12 protein-coding genes are annotated in these 22234 nt (G+C 34.1%); all 12 read right to left on the bottom strand.

The genetic code is table 11. The annotated features are described in order from the left end of the window. Positions 1-58: 58 nt before the first annotated feature. Positions 59-1732 (bottom strand): LamG-like jellyroll fold domain-containing protein, encoded by a 1674-nt coding sequence (locus FA048_RS06950; RefSeq protein WP_136839519.1) that lies wholly within the window; start codon positions 1730-1732, stop codon positions 59-61. An 11-nt stretch (positions 1733-1743) separates the two neighbouring features. Further along, positions 1744-3687 carry a M60 family metallopeptidase gene (locus FA048_RS06945; protein WP_136839518.1) on the bottom strand — a complete coding sequence of 648 codons (1944 nt, stop codon included), beginning with the start codon at positions 3685-3687 and terminating at the stop codon, positions 1744-1746. Positions 3688-3691: 4 nt separating this feature from the next. Continuing rightward, complete coding sequence (locus FA048_RS06940; RefSeq protein ID WP_136839517.1) at positions 3692-5443, bottom strand: DUF4983 domain-containing protein; 1752 nt, start codon at positions 5441-5443, stop codon at positions 3692-3694. 17 nt (positions 5444-5460) lie between these two features. Continuing rightward, positions 5461-7167 (bottom strand): DUF5008 domain-containing protein, encoded by a 1707-nt coding sequence (locus FA048_RS06935; protein ID WP_169306826.1) that lies wholly within the window; start codon positions 7165-7167, stop codon positions 5461-5463. Positions 7168-7195: 28 nt separating this feature from the next. After that, a complete protein-coding gene (locus FA048_RS06930; RefSeq protein WP_136839515.1) occupies positions 7196-7981 on the bottom strand; it encodes a fasciclin domain-containing protein in 786 nt (261 codons plus the stop codon). 4 nt (positions 7982-7985) lie between these two features. Further along, positions 7986-9503 (bottom strand): RagB/SusD family nutrient uptake outer membrane protein, encoded by a 1518-nt coding sequence (locus tag FA048_RS06925; RefSeq protein ID WP_225872502.1) that lies wholly within the window; start codon positions 9501-9503, stop codon positions 7986-7988. Positions 9504-9521: 18 nt separating this feature from the next. Then, complete coding sequence (locus tag FA048_RS06920; RefSeq protein ID WP_205943447.1) at positions 9522-12647, bottom strand: SusC/RagA family TonB-linked outer membrane protein; 3126 nt, start codon at positions 12645-12647, stop codon at positions 9522-9524. Between the two features lie 79 nt (positions 12648-12726). Further along, a complete protein-coding gene (locus tag FA048_RS06915) occupies positions 12727-13752 on the bottom strand; it encodes a DUF5007 domain-containing protein (RefSeq protein WP_136839513.1) in 1026 nt (341 codons plus the stop codon). An 11-nt stretch (positions 13753-13763) separates the two neighbouring features. Next, positions 13764-14444, bottom strand: a complete 681-nt coding sequence (locus FA048_RS06910; RefSeq protein WP_225872501.1) for a fasciclin domain-containing protein — start codon at positions 14442-14444, stop codon at positions 13764-13766. 23 nt (positions 14445-14467) lie between these two features. Continuing rightward, a complete protein-coding gene (locus FA048_RS06905; RefSeq protein WP_136839512.1) occupies positions 14468-16033 on the bottom strand; it encodes a RagB/SusD family nutrient uptake outer membrane protein in 1566 nt (521 codons plus the stop codon). 14 nt (positions 16034-16047) lie between these two features. Further along, positions 16048-19077 carry a SusC/RagA family TonB-linked outer membrane protein gene (locus FA048_RS06900; RefSeq protein WP_136839511.1) on the bottom strand — a complete coding sequence of 1010 codons (3030 nt, stop codon included), beginning with the start codon at positions 19075-19077 and terminating at the stop codon, positions 16048-16050. Between the two features lie 817 nt (positions 19078-19894). Beyond that, positions 19895-22150 (bottom strand): glycosyl hydrolase family 95 catalytic domain-containing protein, encoded by a 2256-nt coding sequence (locus tag FA048_RS06895; RefSeq protein WP_136839510.1) that lies wholly within the window; start codon positions 22148-22150, stop codon positions 19895-19897. Positions 22151-22234: the final 84 nt, after the last annotated feature.

Raw genomic sequence — 22234 nt, 5'->3', positions numbered from 1 at the left:
AGCAAAAACCTTTTGCCACCAAAAGTGGCAAAAGGTACAAGCAATTAACTACTATTTATTATTTTATGAATTCAATTTCAAATTGGTTTAAAAAAGGATTACCATCTATACCAAATTCTGGCAAAATATTAATGTTTAACCAATATAACATGGTTGCACCTACTGCTGTAGGTGTCAATACAATTGATTTTCCACTAGCGTTTGTATCAGCTGTTACAGTTGCAGGTACATCAGTACCTAAAGAATTCCATTTAAAATTACCTGCTATCAACATATTGTAACCAGCTCCAGGTGCTTTATTTCCGAAAACACCTTCAGTTCCTTCATCTAGTGGCCAATAACCTATCAAATTGTTGTAATTAGGGTGTTTAGTAATGTCTTTTAAATCTTTATTTGCTAAAATTGTTGCGGCATCTAAGGCTACATTAAAAATTTCTAAGTTAGCTGCATAAAAGTCTGATGAATTACCCCTAGCGCCTATACGTAGAAGTTCATTAGTATTGATATTTTTAACATTGCTCACATTATATGAGTTTTTAAAAACTCCATCTACGTAAGCAGATGCTGTTCTGGTTGTTGCATTGACATATTTAACGGTCATAGTTAAAGTATGCCAGCCAGAGGTTAAATTTACAGGAATTCCTAATTGCTGTTTGCCAGCCCCTCCATTTTTTACTCCACCAAACTCTAAATTCCACTGATTACCTCCCTCTTGCATCCAAAACCAACCAGTGAAACTTGCATCAAGAGGAGTGCTTTTTCCTAAAAACTGAGGGTAATAAGAAGCAACATTAAATTTAGTATCCATCTGAACGGTAAAGTCTTTATCAGCACCAAAGTCGTAAAGACCATTATCATTTGGAACGGTTGCATTAATTGACTCAGATGTAAAATTCACTGAATTAAATCCACTTTTTTTAGCCTCTTCTTCCTTTAGGTTTTTATTATATGCAATTAAAAACCCAGGTTTAGGATCAAGATTGCTTCCTCCATGGTTAGTTGTTACAATAATTAGCCAATCTTCATTGGCATAACTTTTTCTGGCTTTTATTGCAGTTACAATATTACCCACATATTCATCTGCCTTTATAACAGCATTTTTGTAATTTGGATTTGTAGCTACGAAACCACCATTATCTCCAGCAGCCTGCACATCTCTAAAATTTACTACGATTGCTCCTAGTTGCGTTTGAGTATTTAAAATATTGACTACCGAATCTTTTACTGCAGCATCGGTACTTACAATTGGAGCAATATCAGCAATACGTAAATAATTTCGAAGATTAGCCCATGGTGTTACAATTACTGTTTTTAAGGATTTATATTGCAATATATAATCGAATGCATTACGATAAGCTCCAGGTGCCTCATGCGAATTTTCTTTTGGTGTAGGTAAAAAGTCATCATTTTTTATTTGATGTTTAGTATAACTTACTCCGTTGACCATTGAAGCCCAAGAAGCTACATCATTAGCTACAGAGCCACGTAATACATCATAAGTATATTTTGATGTTTTTCTTAAACCTTGTATAGCAGGTGGTGCAATTGTTCTTAACTCAGATCCCGTTAATCCATCAATACTGATGACCATGACTCTTCGTTGAATAGTACTCCTAGTTATTGGTTCTTCAAAAACTGGAGGAGGATTATCATATTTTTTACAGCTACTGTAAATAATTGCGATTAACGCTATCAGAGGTAATACCTGTTTAATATTAAGATGTAATTTCATATTCTTTTTAACTAAGGCTTAATTAAATTCATTTCCCCAAATACTACATAAGGATTAGTGGTATATCCATTTGTCACAAGTACTTTAAAATACTTGGCATTAACATTCCCATTTGGAAATATGTACTCGTATCTATTGGCAGAGTTAGGCAAAGTTGTTTTACCTATACTCGTATAAGTAATATTATCTCTACTGCTAAAAATTTCAATTGATTTTGCATCACCTGCCCTCCCTGTAGCCCTTCCATTAAAGTACATTCCTTTAATCGGCATATTTGCTCCAGCGTTAAAAATAAATGTAAATGGATAAGTTTGTGCTGGCGTTGGATTTGAATATTGAGAATGATAATAAGTTGCAGGGTTATTATCAATTAAGTTTGCTGTTGAACCTTCTTGCGCAGGAGAACTAGCCGAGACTACTGAGGTAGTATAAACAATATTACCTGTTCCACCTGTCTTTGTAAGTGGATTATAGGTCCAAATTTGTTTTGCCAACAAAGGAAATTTAGCTCCAATTTTTGCTTGAGACAATGGGCTAACAACAATACCCCAAGCCTCAAAAAATGGAATTAAATCAACTTGACAATATTCAGAAAATTTTTCATATACAAAATCATGTTTATCAATATCGTTAATTGAAAAACGTTGAGCATGGCGGGCTTCAGTATATAATTTAGTCATAGCCCCATAGCCATATAATTCAAAAATTTGCACAAAAGGTGTCATGCGCATAAATGGATCTTCTCCCAACACAGCATCTGCAGTATTGTCAAAATTACGGGTACCAATAGCAGATGTAGCCCACGCAATAGCCAATGGAAGACCGCTAGTTACTGAAGGATGTAATTTGGTATAATCGGCCTTAATACGATTAGCAACTTTAAAGTTAAAGAGGTTATTGGTAGTTTCCCCTAAGGTACTCCAACTCCAAACGTTAGGCTGTTGACAGTTGTGGCCAAATTCATGGTAACTCCCCCACATACCTATACTAGTTGTAACACCTTTAAGGCTGGTAAAGCCCTTGAACCATTCGCTATCATTTGTACCTACAAACGGAAAGCCAGAATGACCATAGCCATTAGTAAGTTGAATATCCAACACGCCTCTCCATGGCCCTTGTGGGCTTCGATCTACTAAATCAGCTGAATTGTCAGATAAGCCCATCCATGCATTGTAATCAAGATCAAAAACCTCATTCCATTTGGTCATAACAGCCGTTGGATTAGTTAATGGTTCACTAGAGCTAAAAGTAGCCATTACCTTATCTTTAGGTATCAAAAAGATCACTCGTTTAGCTCTAAATTCTAACCAAGGCACATTTGATGCTTTTACTTTAGTTACCCAATCTGCATCTGTATCTACACCTAATATAAAATCTGGTGAAACTACTGCCCCAGAAATGACAAATTTTACTGGTTGTAGAATAGCAAAACTAGCGTGGATATAAATTGTACCACCATAAATATTTCGCATATAATTTACACCAGGATATAAAGCTTTTACACTATAAATTATTGGGTCGCGAAGCAAAGGTGATTTACCAGATAAATTATCCGTATGTCCACCAATTTGCATGCTCAGGCCATTTACCCCAGCTGGTACAATAATTTTAATCAACTCTCCTGGAGCTGCATAATAGCCTGTGCTAAACTGTGGTTCTGGAGCTACCTGTATACGTAAATTGGCTGCTGTTTGGTTGGCAAAATTTAAATCAAGCGTAAACTCTTTATTTTGAACACGAGGTTCTGCTTGATCTACTAAGCCAGGGAATAAACGAGCTTTGGCATAGCCAGAACGATCAATATTTTTCATATTAGTATCAACCGTTACATTATTCTGGTTGCCCGATGCATCATCGTAACCATCAGGCACTTCAACACCATATTTTTTGCAAGCAGTTAAACTGCATAAGACTGCTACAATCGTAGTAAAGCTTATAAATCTTATTGATTTCATATCGTTAATTATTTCTTACGTCGGTATATAATAATTTCCAAACCTTACCGTCCAACTTCCAATTAGCTGTTGGTGCGATACCCATCCACTGGTAAATTTGTGTTGGTATATCTACACTATTTATTACCACCCGGTAACTTGCGGTTGAAATTAAAGGGCTAACATTTGGAGAAAGATCTTCGAAAGAAGCTCTTGTTACATCAGCATTAGTTATAAAATTGTTGCCTTTCCCGGAAAAATCGACAATAGTATTTCCAGAAGCTTCATTACCAGGCCACCATCCTATTAGATTACCAAAAAATGGATTTAAATTGGTTAATTCCTTTCTCATATTAGTTGAGAGCTCCGCATCAGACATGGCTACATTAAATAAGGCTACATCTTTAATGATTATGTTAGTCAGTTCACTATCGTTTCCTGCAAGATTAGCTCCAATTCTTAACGCTGCTGAATTGTTAACATTTTTACTATTGATGTTAAGATTAGCTGTCTTTTTTACACCGTCTGTAAATAAAGCCAAATATCTCGTGCCACTTAAGGTAAAAATCTTAAAAGCTATACTATGCCATACCCCATCACGTACTTTACCGCCACCAGGGCGTGGACTACCACCCCAATCCAATTGGTAATCATCTGCACCAAATAAGAAGCCCCAGCCCAATCCATCAACGCTATTGAAATTAGCTCTCTTGCCTAAAAAAGCTGGGTAATAATTAGGAGAACTTGCATCATTCCTCATTTTAAACATAAAGGTAAATTCACCCGTGGTTCCAAAATTACCAATAGCAGTATTGTTTAATGTAGCACTCCCGCTTGACGTAGTTGTAGCTTGAAACCTTGGCCCAAAACCAACATATGGAAATGAATTTGCATCTGGTCTGGATAGAGGTTGAGTAGAAAATTTAGGGTTGTAGTAAATAATAAAATTATTTCTTGTAGGATCTCCATAAGCCCCAAGATCACTGCTACCTGGAAGAGTTACAGCAACACCACCCTTATTAGAAGCAATAACTACCAACCAATTCTCTTTAATGAAATTTGGTCTAGCCTTTAACTCATTCATGATGTTTCCAATATATCCATCTAATGTGGTAATAGCTGCAGTATATGCTGTATTGGTGGTTTCATAACCATTAGCAGCACCTTCTACTTCTGCCGAATGGAATTGACCTACAATTAAATCTGCATCTTTAGTTTTTAACTCACTAATTAATGCATCTTTTACAGCTAAGTCTGTCGTTAATGTTTGTTTTTCTGTGGCATCAATTGCCAAATTTGTATTAAATGCAGTACTAACTGCAATAGATATAGTTCTATATCTTGGATTTGCAGCTTTTAATCTAGTAAACAGTGTAGGATAGCTAACCAAGTCACTTCCTGTAAAACTTTCTGAAGTGATTTTATGTTTCTCACCGTTTACGCCAGTAGTCATATTAGCCCAACCAGCAGCATTGGTAATTGTATTGGCTTGGTAATCACTTAAACCATCATAAGTATAAATAGAATTACGAGCTACCAAACTAATATTCTTTGGAAGTAATGAGCTTACTGCGTTTCCTCTTACTCCATCTAATATCAAGTATAATACCTTACGTTTACCTTCTTTAATATCAGTGGTATCACCAGGGTATTCCGTCCTCAAGGTATTAGGAAAATCTTTATTACAAGATGGGAGGAACATTAATAGCAGCAGCAAACAGATGATACCCAAGCTATTTATTACTATTAATTGATGCTTTTTATTTAGCGTTTTCATAACAAATATTTTATGTGTTAATTTTTTAAAGTAATACGAAGTATGCTTCTAAAAGTTCGATTATCGAATCTTGAAATCAAGCCTACTAATGTAACTTTGGTATTAGTACCAGAAGTTGTTTCAATCATTTTATGTATAGAGCCTACAAACTGTCCTGTATTGTTATATCCAGCAGCTAAAGATCCATCGGCATTTATAATCATAAAGCCTTGACGAATTACTCCGTTATAGGTTTTAAAGCTACCAGAAACAATAATTTTACCGCTATTTAGCTGACCAGCAAAATTTGGTATTCCTGTAGTAACTGTACCAAAATTAAAAGTAGGTGTTAAGCTTCCATCTAACTCTAGCATTGCTACTCCTTGTTTGCTGCTGTTATTGAAATTCTTAAATAAGCCTGCAACCATAATTTTATTGGTGGTTGCATTATAGGTAATAGAGGTGATGTCATCATCTGCGCCCTTACCTACACTAAAACTCTGGTCTACCGACCCATCTAAATTAATACGAACTATATGATTGGCTGGTAAACCATTAAATGTGGTAAATGCCCCTACTAAAATCAGTTTTCCATCTGGTTGTTGAATTGCATCATTGATATTACCATTGCCTGCAATTGGGCTTTGTTTAGTTGCAGAATTATAATGAAAAGTTAAATCCAAACTTCCCTCATCAACAGGATTAGCCTCATTAATTTTTAAACAAGCCATTTGGTTCATCCGTACTACATCTAGTACTTTAGTGTCATAAGTAGACCTTTCATAAAAGCGTCTCACATAATTATTAAAACCACCTACTATATATAAGCGATTACCGAATACAAATGATTTTCTAATAAAACCATCTACTCCACCATTAAAAGTTGGTACGGTATCTCTATTTTTCTTTAAATCATTAGGTGTTGGATTAATTACATCTATAATAGTACTATCAAGTGTGCCATTGCTGTTTAATCTTGTTATACTATTAATATTAAAGCGGTTCGGACGGGTAGAATTGAAGCTACTAAAGATACCTGAGATAATATATTTTCCGCTGTGAACACCATTAGTTAAACGAGTTACATTAGTTAATACACCATTAGCTCCCTTACCAAAATTAACAGAACTAGCATCATTAGTTACCGGAGCAACATAACTTCCATTAAGGTCTATTTGCGCTATTCCTCCATTTGGAATTTTCTCAGTCCACCTGTTGTCAAAATTATTGAACGAACCACCTACAAAGAAGTTACCATTTGCTAATGCGGTAATATCATTTATAGCTGCATTATTGTTGTTTGAGTTATTGTCACGATAGCTGGCTCCATTAGTTTGGAAGGATTCGTCTATACTTACCTTCCCTTCTATCTTAAGCACAGGGCCAAAGAAAGTTTGTTCTTTAGTAACAATTGATAAACCACCTGTACTTGCATTATCAGGCACTACTATTAGCGCTGTAGTATCGGTTAACTTCAGAACTTTTGCTTCAATTTCATTTACATAAAGCTTATAATCGTTTTCAAATTTCTTTACACCTCTTACGAAAACCGTTACTTCTGAACCTTGTGTAGCTAAAGCTGGATCAGGCAAGGTATTATCAAACTTTATACCCAGTGGTTGTTTCCCACCAGCATAAGGATCTTCACCAATCACATCTCCCTTTTTGCATGAATAGATGACTAAGGCTATCAATAGCACCAGTATATGATTTAAGTGGATTCTATTTTTGTAATTATTAAACATATTTCGCATATAATTAATCTTTTAACAATTAAGGAGTTACAGGTAAAATACCATATGATAAAACTGTATTGATAAACAAGTCGGTACTAAAACCAAAATTGTGTTTACTCTTCCAAACGTTTTGTGTGCCATTATAGTAATCAGCTTCTTGCGCTAATACATGTATAACTCCATTTGTTGGTGAAATATCAGAACTGGCAACAGGGATATGGATTAATCCTACTTTAGGATCTGCATAATTTGGAATGTAAGCGATAAATAGTTGACGATAACCCGCATATTTAATCCTTGATTTTTCTACACCATCCTCATATGATACAGCATCATTAAAACGCACTCCTATATTCATGGTTCTACCACTCATAGATGTATAACCTTGGCCCGGGAATGCAGCCATATTTAATGTATCTATTTGAGGATAATCTTTAAGCTTATTGGATCCCTTAAAAATGTATTGTGATAAGAGTTCTTTCCAAGCCCCTGGCTTAATCTGCTCTAATTTCGCAACCGTATCTCTACCATTCTGTTTAAGATATTCATTAAGGCCTTTAACAGATTTATAAATTGAAGAACTTGTTGGTGCAAAAAAAGTTACATTTTGTTTATCTAACACCTCATTCATACCACCAATTTCAATTACCTTGGTTAAGGTATCAAAGTACACTGGCTTCGATTTTAAAAAGGCTAAAATACTTCCATTAAACGTGCCTTTTTGTGTGCCGCTGTCAAAAAAATATTTGTCTTTTTGGCAAGCTGTGAATAAAGTGATGCTTATAGCAAATAAAATAATTGCCTTTATAGTTAATTTCTTCATCTTGTTATCTCCAATAATTATTTAAAGTCATACTAGGATTTTCTATTAATGCAGATTCATCAATTGGCCATGTCCAAGCACCTGCATTAAAGCTTGTTACCGAAATTGGCGCTAAACAATATTCAGGATCACATATTCTCTTGGTTCGAACTAAATCATAGTAGTAATGACCTTCGCCCATCAATTCTCTTACACGTTCGTGATAGATATCTTCTTTTAATTTTTCTCCAGTAGACCCAATAGGTGTTGCGTTTGCGCGATTTCTAACTTTATTCAAATAAATTTTAGCTTCATTGTCTTCCCCTAGTTCTGCTGATGCTTCTGCGGCAAGCAAATAAGCATCTGATAAACGGAAAATTATCAGGTCATCATCATTTTGTACAGTTATACCATTTACAAATACATTTGCGAACTTTTTAAACTGGAAAGTATTGTTATTAACTGTTCTATTTTCGAACCAAAGTTCTTTTCTAGCATCAGGTTCTCCATCACTATAGATTTTATCCATCCAAGTTTTCAGGTAAAAACCTCTACTAGTAGTAAATGTTTGTTGCCCTAAATAAGGATAATGACTTAAAACATATCCAAGATTAGCATAAACAGAAAAGCTCTCTCCATTATTAAAACTTTGAAAAATCTCAAACAAGCTCTCTTTTGTACGTCCTTTAAATAATCGTTTACTGTCTTCTTGAGTGTAAGTCATTAAACCATAATCTGTTGAACTACTTATCTCTACACCTAATCTCTTTACTGCTGCATAATAAGTTGGTTTATTAGTTTCAGAATCAAAACCTGCAGCCCACATATGCATGTGCATTAATAAAGCAATAGCTCCACCTCGCATTGCTCTTACCCCAACTAAAGATGGATTTGCATAAGTCCATGGTAAATCTCCTTTTACTGCTTCTAAATCTGCAATACAGTTGTTTAGTACTTTTACCATTGGTGTTCTAGGTAAAGCGTTGGTAGTTAGTGCATCTGTATTATAGGGTACATCTCCGTATAAACGAACCAAGAAAAAATAGCACAGGTTGCGCATAAATACAGCTTCTGCTTTATATCGTTTTATTTCTGCTTCACTCAATACACCAGCAGGTACTGCGTCTATTTGTTTGTAAAGTAAATTCGCCGAAGCAATAATGTCATAAAATGGTTTCCACTTGGTCATGTTTCCCCAAGTCCAGCCATTGTTCCATTGTGGCACATATTTTTCTCCGTTCCATACCGTTGGTGTTGAATTATTTTGTAAACCTTTTAAATCATTTGTGCTCAAATAGCTACCATAAGTGCCCTCTGTGGTACTAATTGGTGCCGAACGCATATCTGCTAAAGTAATAAAACCAGCATTTAACTTTGTTCGTAATTTGGCATACATACCATTTGTAAAGGTTTCTACATCTTTTTGGGTTTGCCAATAATTGTTACCTGAAAGTGCATCTGTTGGCACAATGTTTAAGAACTTTTTACAGCCAACGCTAGAGAAAGTTAAAACTGCTAAAAGTATAATTGTATATTTTTTCATTAGAATATAATTGAAAAATTAAAACTCGATGTTTAAATTAAGTATGAATGTTCTTGGATTTGGGTAACCACCAGAATAATCTCTACCTAATGCAGTTACATTTTCCGGATTTGGACCAGAATAATTAGTTATCATAAAAACATTATTTACTGTTCCTCCAAGTACTACCCTATTCATTCCATAACGACTAGTAAATTTCTGGTTTAAGGTATAACCTAAAGAGATGTAGTTAAGCTTAAAATATGATCCATCTTCTTGAAATAGTGTTTGAGCAAAACGATATGGATTAACAATACCACTTCTCAAATAATCATAAGGATTTGGATAAGTTGCGTTTTGTCCTGCATTTTTCCATATATCATATTCAGTTATCGGCACTAAACCATTTAATGCTAAAGGGTTATTAAATGCTTGAAATTGAGAAGCTAAAGCATTGTTTAATATATCTCTACCCAAAATTCCAGTACCCTGCACTTGGACACTGAAATTTTTGTATCTGAAGTCTAAAGTGACACCTCCACTAAAACGGATTTGAGAATTACCCGCATCAACTAGATCAGATGCGTCAAGTATGTAATCTCCATTTAAATCTGTATATCTCGGGTCGCCTGCTTTAAAATAGTTTAATACCCCACCTAAAGAACCATCGCTATTACGAGCTCTATATCTTAAACCAGTTAAAGGATCTACTGGCACATCACCATTATTGGCATAAACCCCTTTGGTATTGTAGATAAAGTTAGCTAAGGCATTTGAACCTACTCTTTTTAGTATAGATTGTCCAGTAGCTGGATCAACATATATAAATTGACGTACACCATTAGGTAAAGCAGCTAAGTAATCATGATTAATGGCACCATTTACACTTACTGTAAATCTTGCTTTACTAGAGTTTGGTAAAAGACTTCCTGTTAAACTTGCTTCATATCCAATATTTACAATAGCTTCTTCATTGGTAGTAATTTCACTAAAACCATTAATATTAGCTAATGGCTTTTTATCAAACAAATTATCTGTTTGTTTATAATAAGCCTCAAACGTACCAAATATTCTATTTTTTAATATCCCGAAATCAAATGCAAAATTATAGGTAGTATTTTTTGCTGGTTGTAAATTTGTATTTGGAGCTCTGCCATTTGAAATACCAACTGTTTGTGAACCATTGTAGTTGCCAAGAGATAAATATTTTCCATATACATCGTAAACATCACCACTAGGTTGTAATACTGTACCATAAGTTAATCGAATAGAGGCATAATCTAACCATTTTTCTGCTTGCTTAGCTAAGAATGGTTCATTACCAATATTCCATCTAACACCAATTGATGGGCTTTTGGTATAACCTGCATCTGGACCATTTGACGAGTTACCATCTAATCGATAAGTAGCATCTAATATATATCTCCTCTTGTAGTTATACTGAAAACTTCCCGCAAATGCTACCGAACGTGTTTGATAAAAGTTATCAAGTGTACCACCCAGTGAAGTTTCATAATCATCAACTCCAACAATTGGCCCTCTTAAATAGTCATTTACAACTTTGTTATTTTTAATTACATCTGCCTTGAAATTAGCAGCATTAGTTTCATTAAATACATACGCTAAAAAGTTATGTGCATCTTCTCCTTTGTTATCTTTAATTGCATAAACATACTGTAGTAAGTTTCTATTGTAAACTACATTCTTTACACTATTATAGGCATATAATGAAGATCGATCCCCATTAATTGAAGCTGGTAAAAAATTATCTTCTGTACCTGTAAAAAAGGTATAATTAAAATTTGAGGTTATGCTCAGATTTTTAAGGATTTCGTACTTTATCTCAATTGTACTATTTAAATCAACTGTTTTATTATCGTTATCGGTAGTTACCGCTCCTAAAACAGAGTTAGTTGCTGAATATTGAGATGGTGAGGGCAGTAATGATGATGATGCTCCACCAGTAGCAATACCTGTATTGAATAACCCATTACCACTTCCTTTCTGTTGCTTACCTAATGCGCCGTTAATGGTAGCATAAAGTTTAAACTTTTGGTTAGGCATGTATTGCATGTTCATTCTCAAGTTAGATCTGTTAAAGCCTGTGTTTTCTTGAATCCCTTTTTGATCGTAATAACCAAGGTTCACTTTATAGTTAAAGGCTTGGTCGCCACCTGAAATGTTTAAGTTATGTGTTTGATTGTAAGTCGTTCTATAGAAATAAGATTGCCAATCAGTTGAATTATTGTAATAAGCATTTAAACTATCAGCTATAAACGACGTTCCGTTAATTAAACCTAATGCATGATAATAACTGGTATCGCTAGATAATATTTGAGCTATACGCAAATCACGCTCATCAATACCACCTATAACTGAGCGTAATTTTGGTACTGCACTTACAAAGAACTGTCCATTATAAGTTACTACTGGTATTTTCGAATTACCTCTTTTAGTGGTAATTAATATAACTCCGTAAGCACCACGAGAACCATATAAAGCAGTTGCGGAAGCATCTTTTAGTACTTCAATGCTTTCTACGTCTTGTTGGGGAATTAATGAAATTGGACTTACGCCAGGGCCAGCAGATTGAAAACCATAGCTAAAGTTCTGATTATCATCAATAGGCACCCCATCAACCACAAATAATGGCGAAGTAGGCTGCAAATATGCTTGATTACCTGAACCTGTAATACTGGTGCTGGATAATCCACGAATGGCCATAGAACCTCGCATACCAGGTGAACCAGTATTCTGTTGAATATTTAATCCAGCCACTTTACCTTGTAGCATATCTGTAATACTTGCTACTGGAACTGCTTGTAAATCTTTACCAGAAATTTTAACACTAGAACCTACTGATGTCTCTTTGGTTTTATTTACGTAACCAGAAATCGTTATTTCTTTTAGGTTATTGTTATCATTTTCTAATTTAATGCTAAGTTTAGTTTTTCCTGCTACACTCACCTTTACGGTTTTATAGCCAATATAAGAGAACTCTAAAACTGCATTATCAAGAACAGAAACAGAAAATTGACCCTCTGAATCAGTAACCCCTATAGCTTTTCTATCCTGAAGGATATTCACATTCGGAATACCTCCTTGGTTGTCGGAAACTGTACCAGTAACCGTCTTTTTAGTTTGGGCCTTTAATTCTTGATTCATGCCTAGAAACAGACATAAAAAAGCAAATATGTAAATATATCTCATCTTCGATAAATTAATTTCTTTCAGGTTTATTTTATTAATCATTTATGAATTTGGGGCGTTCTGTCTTAAACCAAAATATAATCGTCCAATTACCCTGTTCGAAAATGTTAAAGTTCATTCCGATCAATGCGCTTTCTCTTATATTCCCAAAACCTTGACGGTCATATCTAAAAATAGCCTTGGCCTGCTGCCCTGTTGGGGTAGTATATTTTGTAGGATAGGCTGCAAGAGGAATAGGATAAGCCACATCAAATTTTACCGAATCGCTATTCTTAATCATGTTAAAGCCATGTAATAGATTAGTCCATTCTGTAGCAGCAAACTTATTAGGATCGATAACTTGTTGTAGGGTATCTAAAAACTTGAAAGAAAGAGAATTTCCTGGAGCGTTGTTCTTTTTAAACTGTACTTCTATATCTAAAGGGTTTAAAAATCTTCCTGTTTTTTCACCTCTAATACTACTCATAATAGAAGGAAATACCCCTGTACTTATTGCCTGACCAGTAGTTGGATTTAAGTTTGAAGGCTCAAAAGGGCGTTCTTTAAAAGGACGCAATTTCAAATCCTTAAAATAGCGACGACCACCAGAATTAGACACCTCAACGTCAAACACATAACCAGAGTCTGGCTGAGCCTTTACAAAATTAGAATTAGCTTTATTCCACATTAAGAACTGACCAGAATGCTCACGGATTTCAAATAGCTGATGATTTTCTATTTTACGTTTAGCTTCAATTTCTGCAAGAGATTTTTCAGTTCCATCATAAGCTGATTTCCAAACTTGAACAGGGAAATATTCTAATAATTCTGGAGCAGGTTCTCCTGTAAACCTACGCATGTTTACTATTTTAAAATCAAGCGGTACTGAAGAACTTCCAATAAAGAAGTTGTCCGAAAACAAGGTATTACGGCCTAAAAAGGGCTGATAAATAGTGGTTGTAAACTGAGAATCACTACCTAATGATAGCCTTACATCGGGTAAATTCTTTTTACAAGCAGTAATAAATGTGATGCTTAAAAGCATCAAGGCTACTAATAATAAATATTTTTTATTGTTCATTTCTTTAAATCTTATTGATTAACCAATTCTACAAATTCGTTGAAGCCATAATCGTGTAGTGGTGCCAATATGTTAATTACACCATTTTTGGCTTTAATATTTACAGCATTTGTGGTAGTTCTTTGCCAATATTTTTCGAAAATACTGTTCTTTGGATCGCTGAAAATTATAGATTGCGGGCCACCTTGTACAAAGCCAGATGCATTCAATTTATCATATTGAATATGCATTGGATAGTTATAAAACACACTAGTATATAAAGCACCATCAACAAATGGAGCATAAGCATCAATAGTTCTAGCACCTCTTATAATATAACTTGTGGTAAGAATATGTAATGCTAATGGATTACAATCTTTCAAATACAAAGGTGTTTTACCTTGACTTTTTCTTAAAATGTTTAAGTTTTTAACAACAGCCTGAAAACTAGCATTTGTTGGTGCGAAAAAAGTTATATTATTGTTAGTTAAGGTATCCTTCAAATCGGGAAGTCTGTTTAAAACTAACAAGAGCGAATCAAAGGTATTTGCTGGCTGGGCTTGCAAATATTGCAATACTGTACCATTAAATTCTTTTACATCGTTTTTGTAATCGTAATATTCTGAATCTTTTTTACAAGCAGTAAGGGCTGTGCCTATTAAAACCAATAACATGATTGGCCACTGCAATAATTTTCTATTTCTTTTGATCATCTTATTTTAAATGATTGATACCACTAATTCCAATATGGATTTTGTTTAATTTGAGAATTGGCATTTAAGATATCTCTTGATACAGGCCAATAAATTCCATCTCTATCAATTAATGCTCTAAACGCTGCATTATTTTTAATTTTGTTGTACCTAACCAGATCATACCAGCGCCAACCTTCTCCCATCAATTCTCTTCTACGCTCGGCAAAAATTGCATCTACCAAATCTGTCGTTGAGCTTGATAAATACGGAGCTGTTCCTCTTAAGCCTGCTGCTTGATTTAAGGCATTAATAGCATCATTACGTAAGCCTAAAACTGCTAATGCCTCTGCCCTTAGTAAAGTAATTTCTTCAATCCGCGTAAACAATACTGCTGAAGAGAAAAAGGCTAGATTACCACTAGTTTGTGCAGCATTTATTACTTTAATTTTACTAAAAATTGGACGTTCGCTACTGTAATTAGTAAAGTAATTGGTACGATTAAGATTAGTTAATGGATCAACGCTAAAACGTAAATCTTCTGAATCTGTAAAGGCCTTTCTAATAGTATCTTTAGGCACAAAAATTTCCGGATATTCTTTTAGGATTAATGGTTTGGCTAATGTTAATTGTTCTAAGTGACCATTGGCTGTAGCTTCACCATTACCATATTCAAAACCAAAACCTACAATTTGTACGGCACGTTTAAATGCAAATGGACTATAGCCATTAACATTTTCTGTTAGTTCATCTGTTGTAATGAATTTTACACCAAAACTCCCATCACCATTAAGTTGCGAAGTATTATCTACAAAGAATTTTGTGTAAACTTCGCAATCTAAATAATTGTTTTGCCAAGCTGCAATATGTGCTAAAATAGCATAAGCAGATAACTTTGTTAGCAATACACCATTCCATGTAGTCCAACTACTTCCGTAATATAAACCTGGAAAAATTGGATCTGAACCACCATATCTAAATGGTAACACTTTGATCGCTAATAACAATTCTGATGTAGCAAATGCTAAAACTTTATCTTTAGATGTACGTGGGTGCGTATTAAAGTCACCATCATGTGAGGTGATCAACAAAGGTACGTCTCCCCAAATACGAACCATGTAAAAGTAAGCAAATGCTCTAAGTGCCCTAGCTTGAGCCACATCTACTTGGTTATTAATTGGTGTATAGCGTGGGTCTTTAGCAACAATCTCACGAGAACGCTCAATAAATAAACTTGCAGCATTTATAACTGAATAAAATCTTCTCCAGTTTGAAATATTATTTAGCAGTGGGTAAGAAGCATTCAATTGTCCATCAATAATGGCTTTTAAATCAGAACGGTTGGTAGAAACAAAATCTCCCTGTCTCAAATCTCCCATTAGCCAGTGGGTATTATCAGCTACCATTGCTGTACGCATTAAAGTGTACATTCCAATCAATGCTCCCTTTGCATCTTCTTGATTTTTCCATAAGTTTTCTTCAGCAGCCAATCTTGTTGATTGAACATCAAGTACTTTCTTACAAGAAAAATTAGTAGTGATGAGAGAGATTAATGACAGCGTAATTAAAAACTTATTTAATTTAACGCGTTTATATTTTAATGTTATCATAATAATTTGCGCTCCTATAAATCTAATTTTAAACCTAATGTGAAAGTTCTGGCAATAGGTAAACTGGTACCATCATAATTACCGTTATAATTGATTAGCTCTGGGTCTTTACCCGAAAAGTTTGTTACGGTAAGTAAATTGCTTCCTGTTAGGTATAAGTAGGCTCTTCTGAATCCCAATTTTGCATTAGTAATAAATTTAGTTTTGGTTAAATCATAGCCTAATGTTACTGAACGCAGTTTTACATAAGAAGCACTTTCTAAAAACAAATCTTGATCGGTACGATAAGGAATTACATTACTCCAAACATTATATATTGGATAACTTTTTAAATTATCACTAGTTTCCCAGCTGGTAATTTCTTTTACAGAGTTAATATCACTTGCAGATTCTCTATTGGCAAAATCATATCTAGCGGCATCAAACTGATTGATTGCTTTTTGTCCAAGTGCAAAAAAGATGTGAAAGTTCAATTCGAAATTTTTATAGCTAAAATCATTCATCCATCCACCAATAAATTTTGGCATCCTATTCCCAATAAATTGTTTATCAGCATCTGTAATATTAAAATCACCATTATAATCAACCCATTTAGGATCACCAGCTTTCAATGCTAGACCATTAAAGGTTAACTTTTGCGATGTTGTTGGATTAGCTGGTATTTCAGAGTCAGAATTGTAAATACCATTATTGGTATACAACCAATAAGCACCTACTGATTGTCCTACTTTTAATTTATTATTACCTATTACAAGTTCGTTTAAGCCATCAGGTAATGCTGTTAATTCGTTTCTGTTATAGTTTAAATTAATTGCAGAAGTCCAATTCAATGACTTTTCATTCTGAAGGACATTACCTGTTAATATTAAATCAATACCTTTATTGTTAATAGCCATTCCATTTTTATAAATGCTTGCATATCCACTTTCTGCGGATAATGGAATATTTAAGAGTTGATTTTTATCATTACGACTATAAAAAGTTATAGCTGTACTTAATCTATTTTTTAACATTGTTGAGGATGCTGAAATATTTAAGCGATCTGAGTAAGGTAAGGTTACACCATAACCTACCCATCCTGTATTATAAGGACGAGAAATTCCTTGGAAGCCACCAAATGTTGGTATAGTTGGTTCTTCATTCCAACCATATTCGGTACGATACTGCGGCCCAGCCGCAAAACGATCATCTAAAAATATCTTAGCCGATCTAGCCCATGACGCACCTAGGGTAAATTGATTAAAAAATTTGTTGTTGCTTAAGATCTGATTTTTTAAGTTCCAATCTGCACTGAAAGCAGGTGTGGTAATCCAACGGTTATTTGGTTGTCCATTTGATGAACCATCTCTTCTTAAAATAGCTCCAAAACTAAGTAGGTCTTTATATCTATATTTTGCAGCACCAAAAAATGAGACCAAACCATTTTCCATTTTATCACTATACCTAAATAAGTAAAAGTTATCAATAGCATTTAGGTAACCAGGATCGGTATTCTTTGGATCTCCTTTAACTACATTGATTTTAATATAATCGCTGTTTCCATTATATCCTCTTGCATAATTATACTTATAAGCATCAGCTTGTAAAGATTGTCCCAATTGAAAATCAAATGAGTGATCTTTATTAAGATCGTATTGATAGCTTAATAAATTATTAATACCAAAACGTTGATTATAACCAAAAAAACCAGATACATAATTAACTCCGTCCATTAAAGTCGTAGGATAAAAAGCATCTCTTAAACCCTCATTATAATCAAATACAACTGCGGTATTGAAATTTAATTTCGGCATCAATTTAAAATTAACTGCCAATGAACCATTTAGTAAATTGTTTCTATTGTCATCAACAACTTTTGAATATTCATTTAAAAACAACTGGTAGTTATCTTTATTAGGAGATAATGGATTAGAAAAATCGGGCAAGTACCTTACTTCTGCAAAACGATCACGTAAACTTCTATTTCTATCTCTATCCATCCTCGATGCATTTAAGAAACTGGAAACAGTCATCCACTTAAATGGCATCATATTAATTGCGAAATAAGCGTTGTATTTACTTAAAGAAGTTTCATCAGCATTGCTGGCACTTTTCATACCAGTTCCATAAAACCTAAAGTTTGCACGTTCATTACCTCCGGTAATTCCTAAGTTAACCCCATAAATTTGTGCATTCTTATAATATAGATCATTCCAATTTGATTTACCGAAATAATCAAGGTTAGTAGAATCTCTTAAGAAACTAGCATAATTATCATAATTTGTTGGGCTTGCATATTTTTTATAAAACGGAGCACGAAAATTATTCTCGAACACGCCATTTACTGTTTGTGCATTATTTGCAGGTACAATGCCAACGTATGAATTTAAACTAATTTCTCTTAAACCGCTTTTAGCTAGTTTTGTAGTAATCCAAATAGCACCATTAGCGGCATTTGGGCCTAATTTGGCTAAAGAAATAGGGTCTTTTATAACTTCAATAGATTGAATGTTATCTACATCTATGTTTGCCAATAAATTCGTTGCTGGTCCGATTCTGTTATAATCGTATTTTTGCACATCATAGGCAAATGGATTGTCTTGCACTAAATAAACACCATTTAGATAAATAGCAGGTTGCACGCTGTAAATATCTTTTTTTGTAAAAATTGGACTGGAAGTTCCTTGTATGATCATACTTTGTTCTGTTCCAGGTTCTCCGGTAGTTTCTTGAACATATACACCCGCAATGTTACCTTTTAACATCTGTTGTAAGGAAAGATTTGGAACAGCTCTTGATGCTCCTACTCGTAGAGAATCTTTATTTCCTTGATATTGAAAATTAAATCCGGTGCCCTTCTCTAGTCCCTTATTTTTTAAGGTATCTATAGCACTAGAATCCTTCGCTAGCTTTTTTTTCTTATTGGTATCAATAGCAACAACTAGTTTATTTTCTACTTGAAGTTGAGTTGAAAAGGCAATTTTTAAAGGATTCGCCTTGGCGTTTTGAAAACCAAAAAAAGATAGCAACAAGGCAAAGAAAATGCTTGTAATGATTTTAACCATTTGATTAGTTTTATTAAGTTTTTATTTTAAATTAAATGCTATAGCAAAAGCTGTATCTATAGGAGATTTTTGGAAACAGCAAGGCCTAGAGGCAAAGCGTAGAATTTTACACATTCGATTTGGGTTAAGTTTGGTTAATATTAATTCTTTGTGCAGTTGTTTTGCATTAAGAACAGTTAATTGTTTGTTTATTAAATACCTTGGTTAGAGGTTGGTTTATGCTTCTTACTTAATTGATAAGAAAATGTATTTGGTGCTGGGATAATAAAAAAACATCCAGTTCGTTGTCGTTTGTTGATGCAAGGTATAGGTAAAGAAAGCCGAGTTTATATTTTTTCTCAGCGCAAACGTTTGTTTAATCAAAGGCAAATATTCCAAATTATAGGCATATAGTTGGGCTTAGATTTATAGATGAATATCCTTTTAGCAACTAAAAAAGGAATATGAATAATAAAAGGAGGATTTTTATTAATGATTTAAAGCACTTAATAAAAATTAATATGCTGATATACAATATTTTCAATTTTAATATAGCACTAAAAATGTGATTGAAAATAATTTGTTACAAATTCAGCACAAACGTTTGTTTTGCAGCAAATTAAGATAAACAGTTAGTGAATTCTGTTTTATACAATGATTTGATTAATTAAAGCCTTCTGAATAGTAGACTACTTTAGTATTTATAAAGGGGTATTGCAAAGATAAGGGCTGTACTAATCATTCGAAGTATATTGGATATCTTCATCAATACAAGTTATTATTACATCTGCCCTGGGGTTTAAACTGCCGTTTAAATATTTATTTACCTGTTTGGCAACTATCCGTTATTATTTAAAAACGTAATAATTTCGCCTTTTTTAAAACTATAATTGGTAATTCCTGCAGTAGTGGTTGCTTTAACTTCCCTGCCTTTTTCGTCTTTAGCAATCATTGATTTGAAAGGGAGTTTAATTCTAATTTGACCACCTTGTTCTGCATAAATCTTTACTTTTTCGGCAATGCTATTTACTCTATTTGCACTAATTAAAAATGCTCCTTCTGCTCGCAAATCTTTAAAAGAACAATCTTTCCAAGTGCTCGGTATCGACGGAAAAACTTCAATATAATCACCTCTACTTTGCAATAGTAATTCATTTACACCTTGAGCAAAAGCAAAATTACCCTCCAATGTAAACGGACGATAGGTAAAACTCGAATATTGCCCACCTTTTTGGTCTCCATTTAGATGGAAGCTATTAGAAGAACAAAAATTTGAAGCAAAAACCTGTAATTGTTTAAGTGCCTTATCTCCTTGATAAGCTCTTGCATATAAGGAAGCCATCCAACTAAAAGAATATCCACACCATGCTCTTGTTCCCTTGGCCTCTAATTGTTTATATGAATTATCGATGCGGATTTTATCTTCAGGCTTATTATAATCAAGCAATGCCAAAGGATAAATAGCCATATATTGCGACATATGGCGGTGAGATGCAGTTAAATTTTGACCTGGTGCAATGGTAAATCCAGTTTCGTTCACCTCATAATCGGGTAGTTGGTTAGTAAGAATTTGCCAATGTTCAGCACCCTTTTTATCACCTTTAGCTACAGAGACTTCTTTTGCTGCCTTAAACAAAAATTTAGTTAGGCCTAAATCAAAATTACTCCATTTTTTAAACCATGCTGTAATATCGTTATCATTATATTCTGGACTAGAGCTTAAAGGTAACATCCTAACTCCATCTTTTAAAAAGGTAATATTTTCTAAAAATGTAGCCGATTGGGTAATGTAAGGATAAGCTTCTTTATCTAAAAACTGTTTGTCCATGCTGTATTTCCACTGCCAGTAAAAATGTTGAGAACACCAAGCACTCACTGTAGGGCTCATGGCATATTGTATCCAACCGCCCATGGGATAACCGCTTAATGTAACTACACCTGGAATATTCACTCCCGATACACCAAAATAATTTCTTGTATATTTTTCACTTTCGCCCTTAACTTTCCAAAGCCAATCCGTAAATGTTTTACCTTCTTCCAAATGGTTCGAAGTATAAGTTGGCCAATAACTTAACTGGGTATTTAAATCATTATGAAAATCACCTTTCCAGGGCGGTAAGGTTCCATTGTCAGCTGTCCACACCGCTTGCAAAGTAATAGCTGGAGCACCTTTTTTTGCTACTGAACCTAGTTTGTATTGTTCTAGGTAATACTGCTTTTCCACCAATTCATCAGGAATGGAAATTGAAGATTTACTCCAGAAATTTGTCCACCATTTGATATGTGCATCCCAACTAGTTGGTTCTTTAGCTGTTGATGAAATGGGTGGAATAGTTGCCACTGCGTCTTTAGAAACTGTCCAAGAACCTATTATATTATTATTTATTTTTTCCCATAGGATCAATACTTCGTAAAAATGTCCATCTGCCATTGGTTGGTTATAACGAATGGTATTTGTTGTTTTGGTAATATTCCCTTTTTTGTAGCCTAATTGCTGAAGACCTAGACCTTCATGACTATTATCATTAGCTATTTTTTCATTTCCAGCATAATTATGTACAATTAATTCGGGTAAAATATCGGTATTTTTCAGATTCTCAAAACTAAAAAAACCTTGGTTTCTTGTAGCATGAAGGTAACAGTTAAACATTACTCCACTTTGAAATTTTACTGTATTCAAGGCTGTTTTGATATCTAAAACATTAGACATTACTTTGCCTAAATTTGTGATATTAAATTCTATAGCAGCTGCCGGGATTTTAGTAGGTGTAGCTCTGTCATATGGGTCATCTAGTTTTTGTTGTACTATTTGATATTCCTTTTTATCAACTTGATTTTGCACCCATTTAAAATTATATATATTTAAATCTGGCATTGACTGGCGTTCGTCCCATAAATCAGCTCGATCTAAAGAAAGTCTTAGTTTACCTGCTTTTCCCCAAACTAAAACCCCTAGCATACCATTCCCTAGGGGCATGGCTTCATCCCATTTGCTGGCCAATTTATCAAAGGTGAGATTGTATTTGCTTAAGTTTTGTGCAAGGCTAATTTGGCATACAAAAATGATCAATAGAATTAAGGATAACTTTTTCATATCATATCAATGTGTAGTTAGTATTTGCTTTATCCATCGAATTAGCAAAATTCCAAGCATCGCTTTTAATTTCATACTCTGCTT

This window comes from Pedobacter polaris, from assembly GCF_005116505.1.
Taxonomy (GTDB): domain Bacteria; phylum Bacteroidota; class Bacteroidia; order Sphingobacteriales; family Sphingobacteriaceae; genus Pedobacter; species Pedobacter polaris.
Note: the sequence above shows the minus strand (reverse complement) of the source record. Positions and strands in the feature narration are given on the sequence as shown.

Coding starts and splice junctions, on each gene's coding strand:
- FA048_RS06915 (WP_136839513.1), bottom strand. CDS start 13,752: ATGAACAATAAAAAATATTTATTATTAGTAGCCTTGATGCTTTTAAGC.
- FA048_RS06930 (WP_136839515.1), bottom strand. CDS start 7,981: ATGAAGAAATTAACTATAAAGGCAATTATTTTATTTGCTATAAGCATC.
- FA048_RS06940 (WP_136839517.1), bottom strand. CDS start 5,443: ATGAAAACGCTAAATAAAAAGCATCAATTAATAGTAATAAATAGCTTG.
- FA048_RS06905 (WP_136839512.1), bottom strand. CDS start 16,033: ATGATAACATTAAAATATAAACGCGTTAAATTAAATAAGTTTTTAATT.
- FA048_RS06935 (WP_169306826.1), bottom strand. CDS start 7,167: ATGTTTAATAATTACAAAAATAGAATCCACTTAAATCATATACTGGTG.
- FA048_RS06900 (WP_136839511.1), bottom strand. CDS start 19,077: ATGGTTAAAATCATTACAAGCATTTTCTTTGCCTTGTTGCTATCTTTT.
- FA048_RS06925 (WP_225872502.1), bottom strand. CDS start 9,503: ATGAAAAAATATACAATTATACTTTTAGCAGTTTTAACTTTCTCTAGC.
- FA048_RS06920 (WP_205943447.1), bottom strand. CDS start 12,647: ATGAATCAAGAATTAAAGGCCCAAACTAAAAAGACGGTTACTGGTACA.
- FA048_RS06895 (WP_136839510.1), bottom strand. CDS start 22,150: ATGAAAAAGTTATCCTTAATTCTATTGATCATTTTTGTATGCCAAATT.
- FA048_RS06945 (WP_136839518.1), bottom strand. CDS start 3,687: ATGAAATCAATAAGATTTATAAGCTTTACTACGATTGTAGCAGTCTTA.
- FA048_RS06950 (WP_136839519.1), bottom strand. CDS start 1,732: ATGAAATTACATCTTAATATTAAACAGGTATTACCTCTGATAGCGTTA.
- FA048_RS06910 (WP_225872501.1), bottom strand. CDS start 14,444: ATGATCAAAAGAAATAGAAAATTATTGCAGTGGCCAATCATGTTATTG.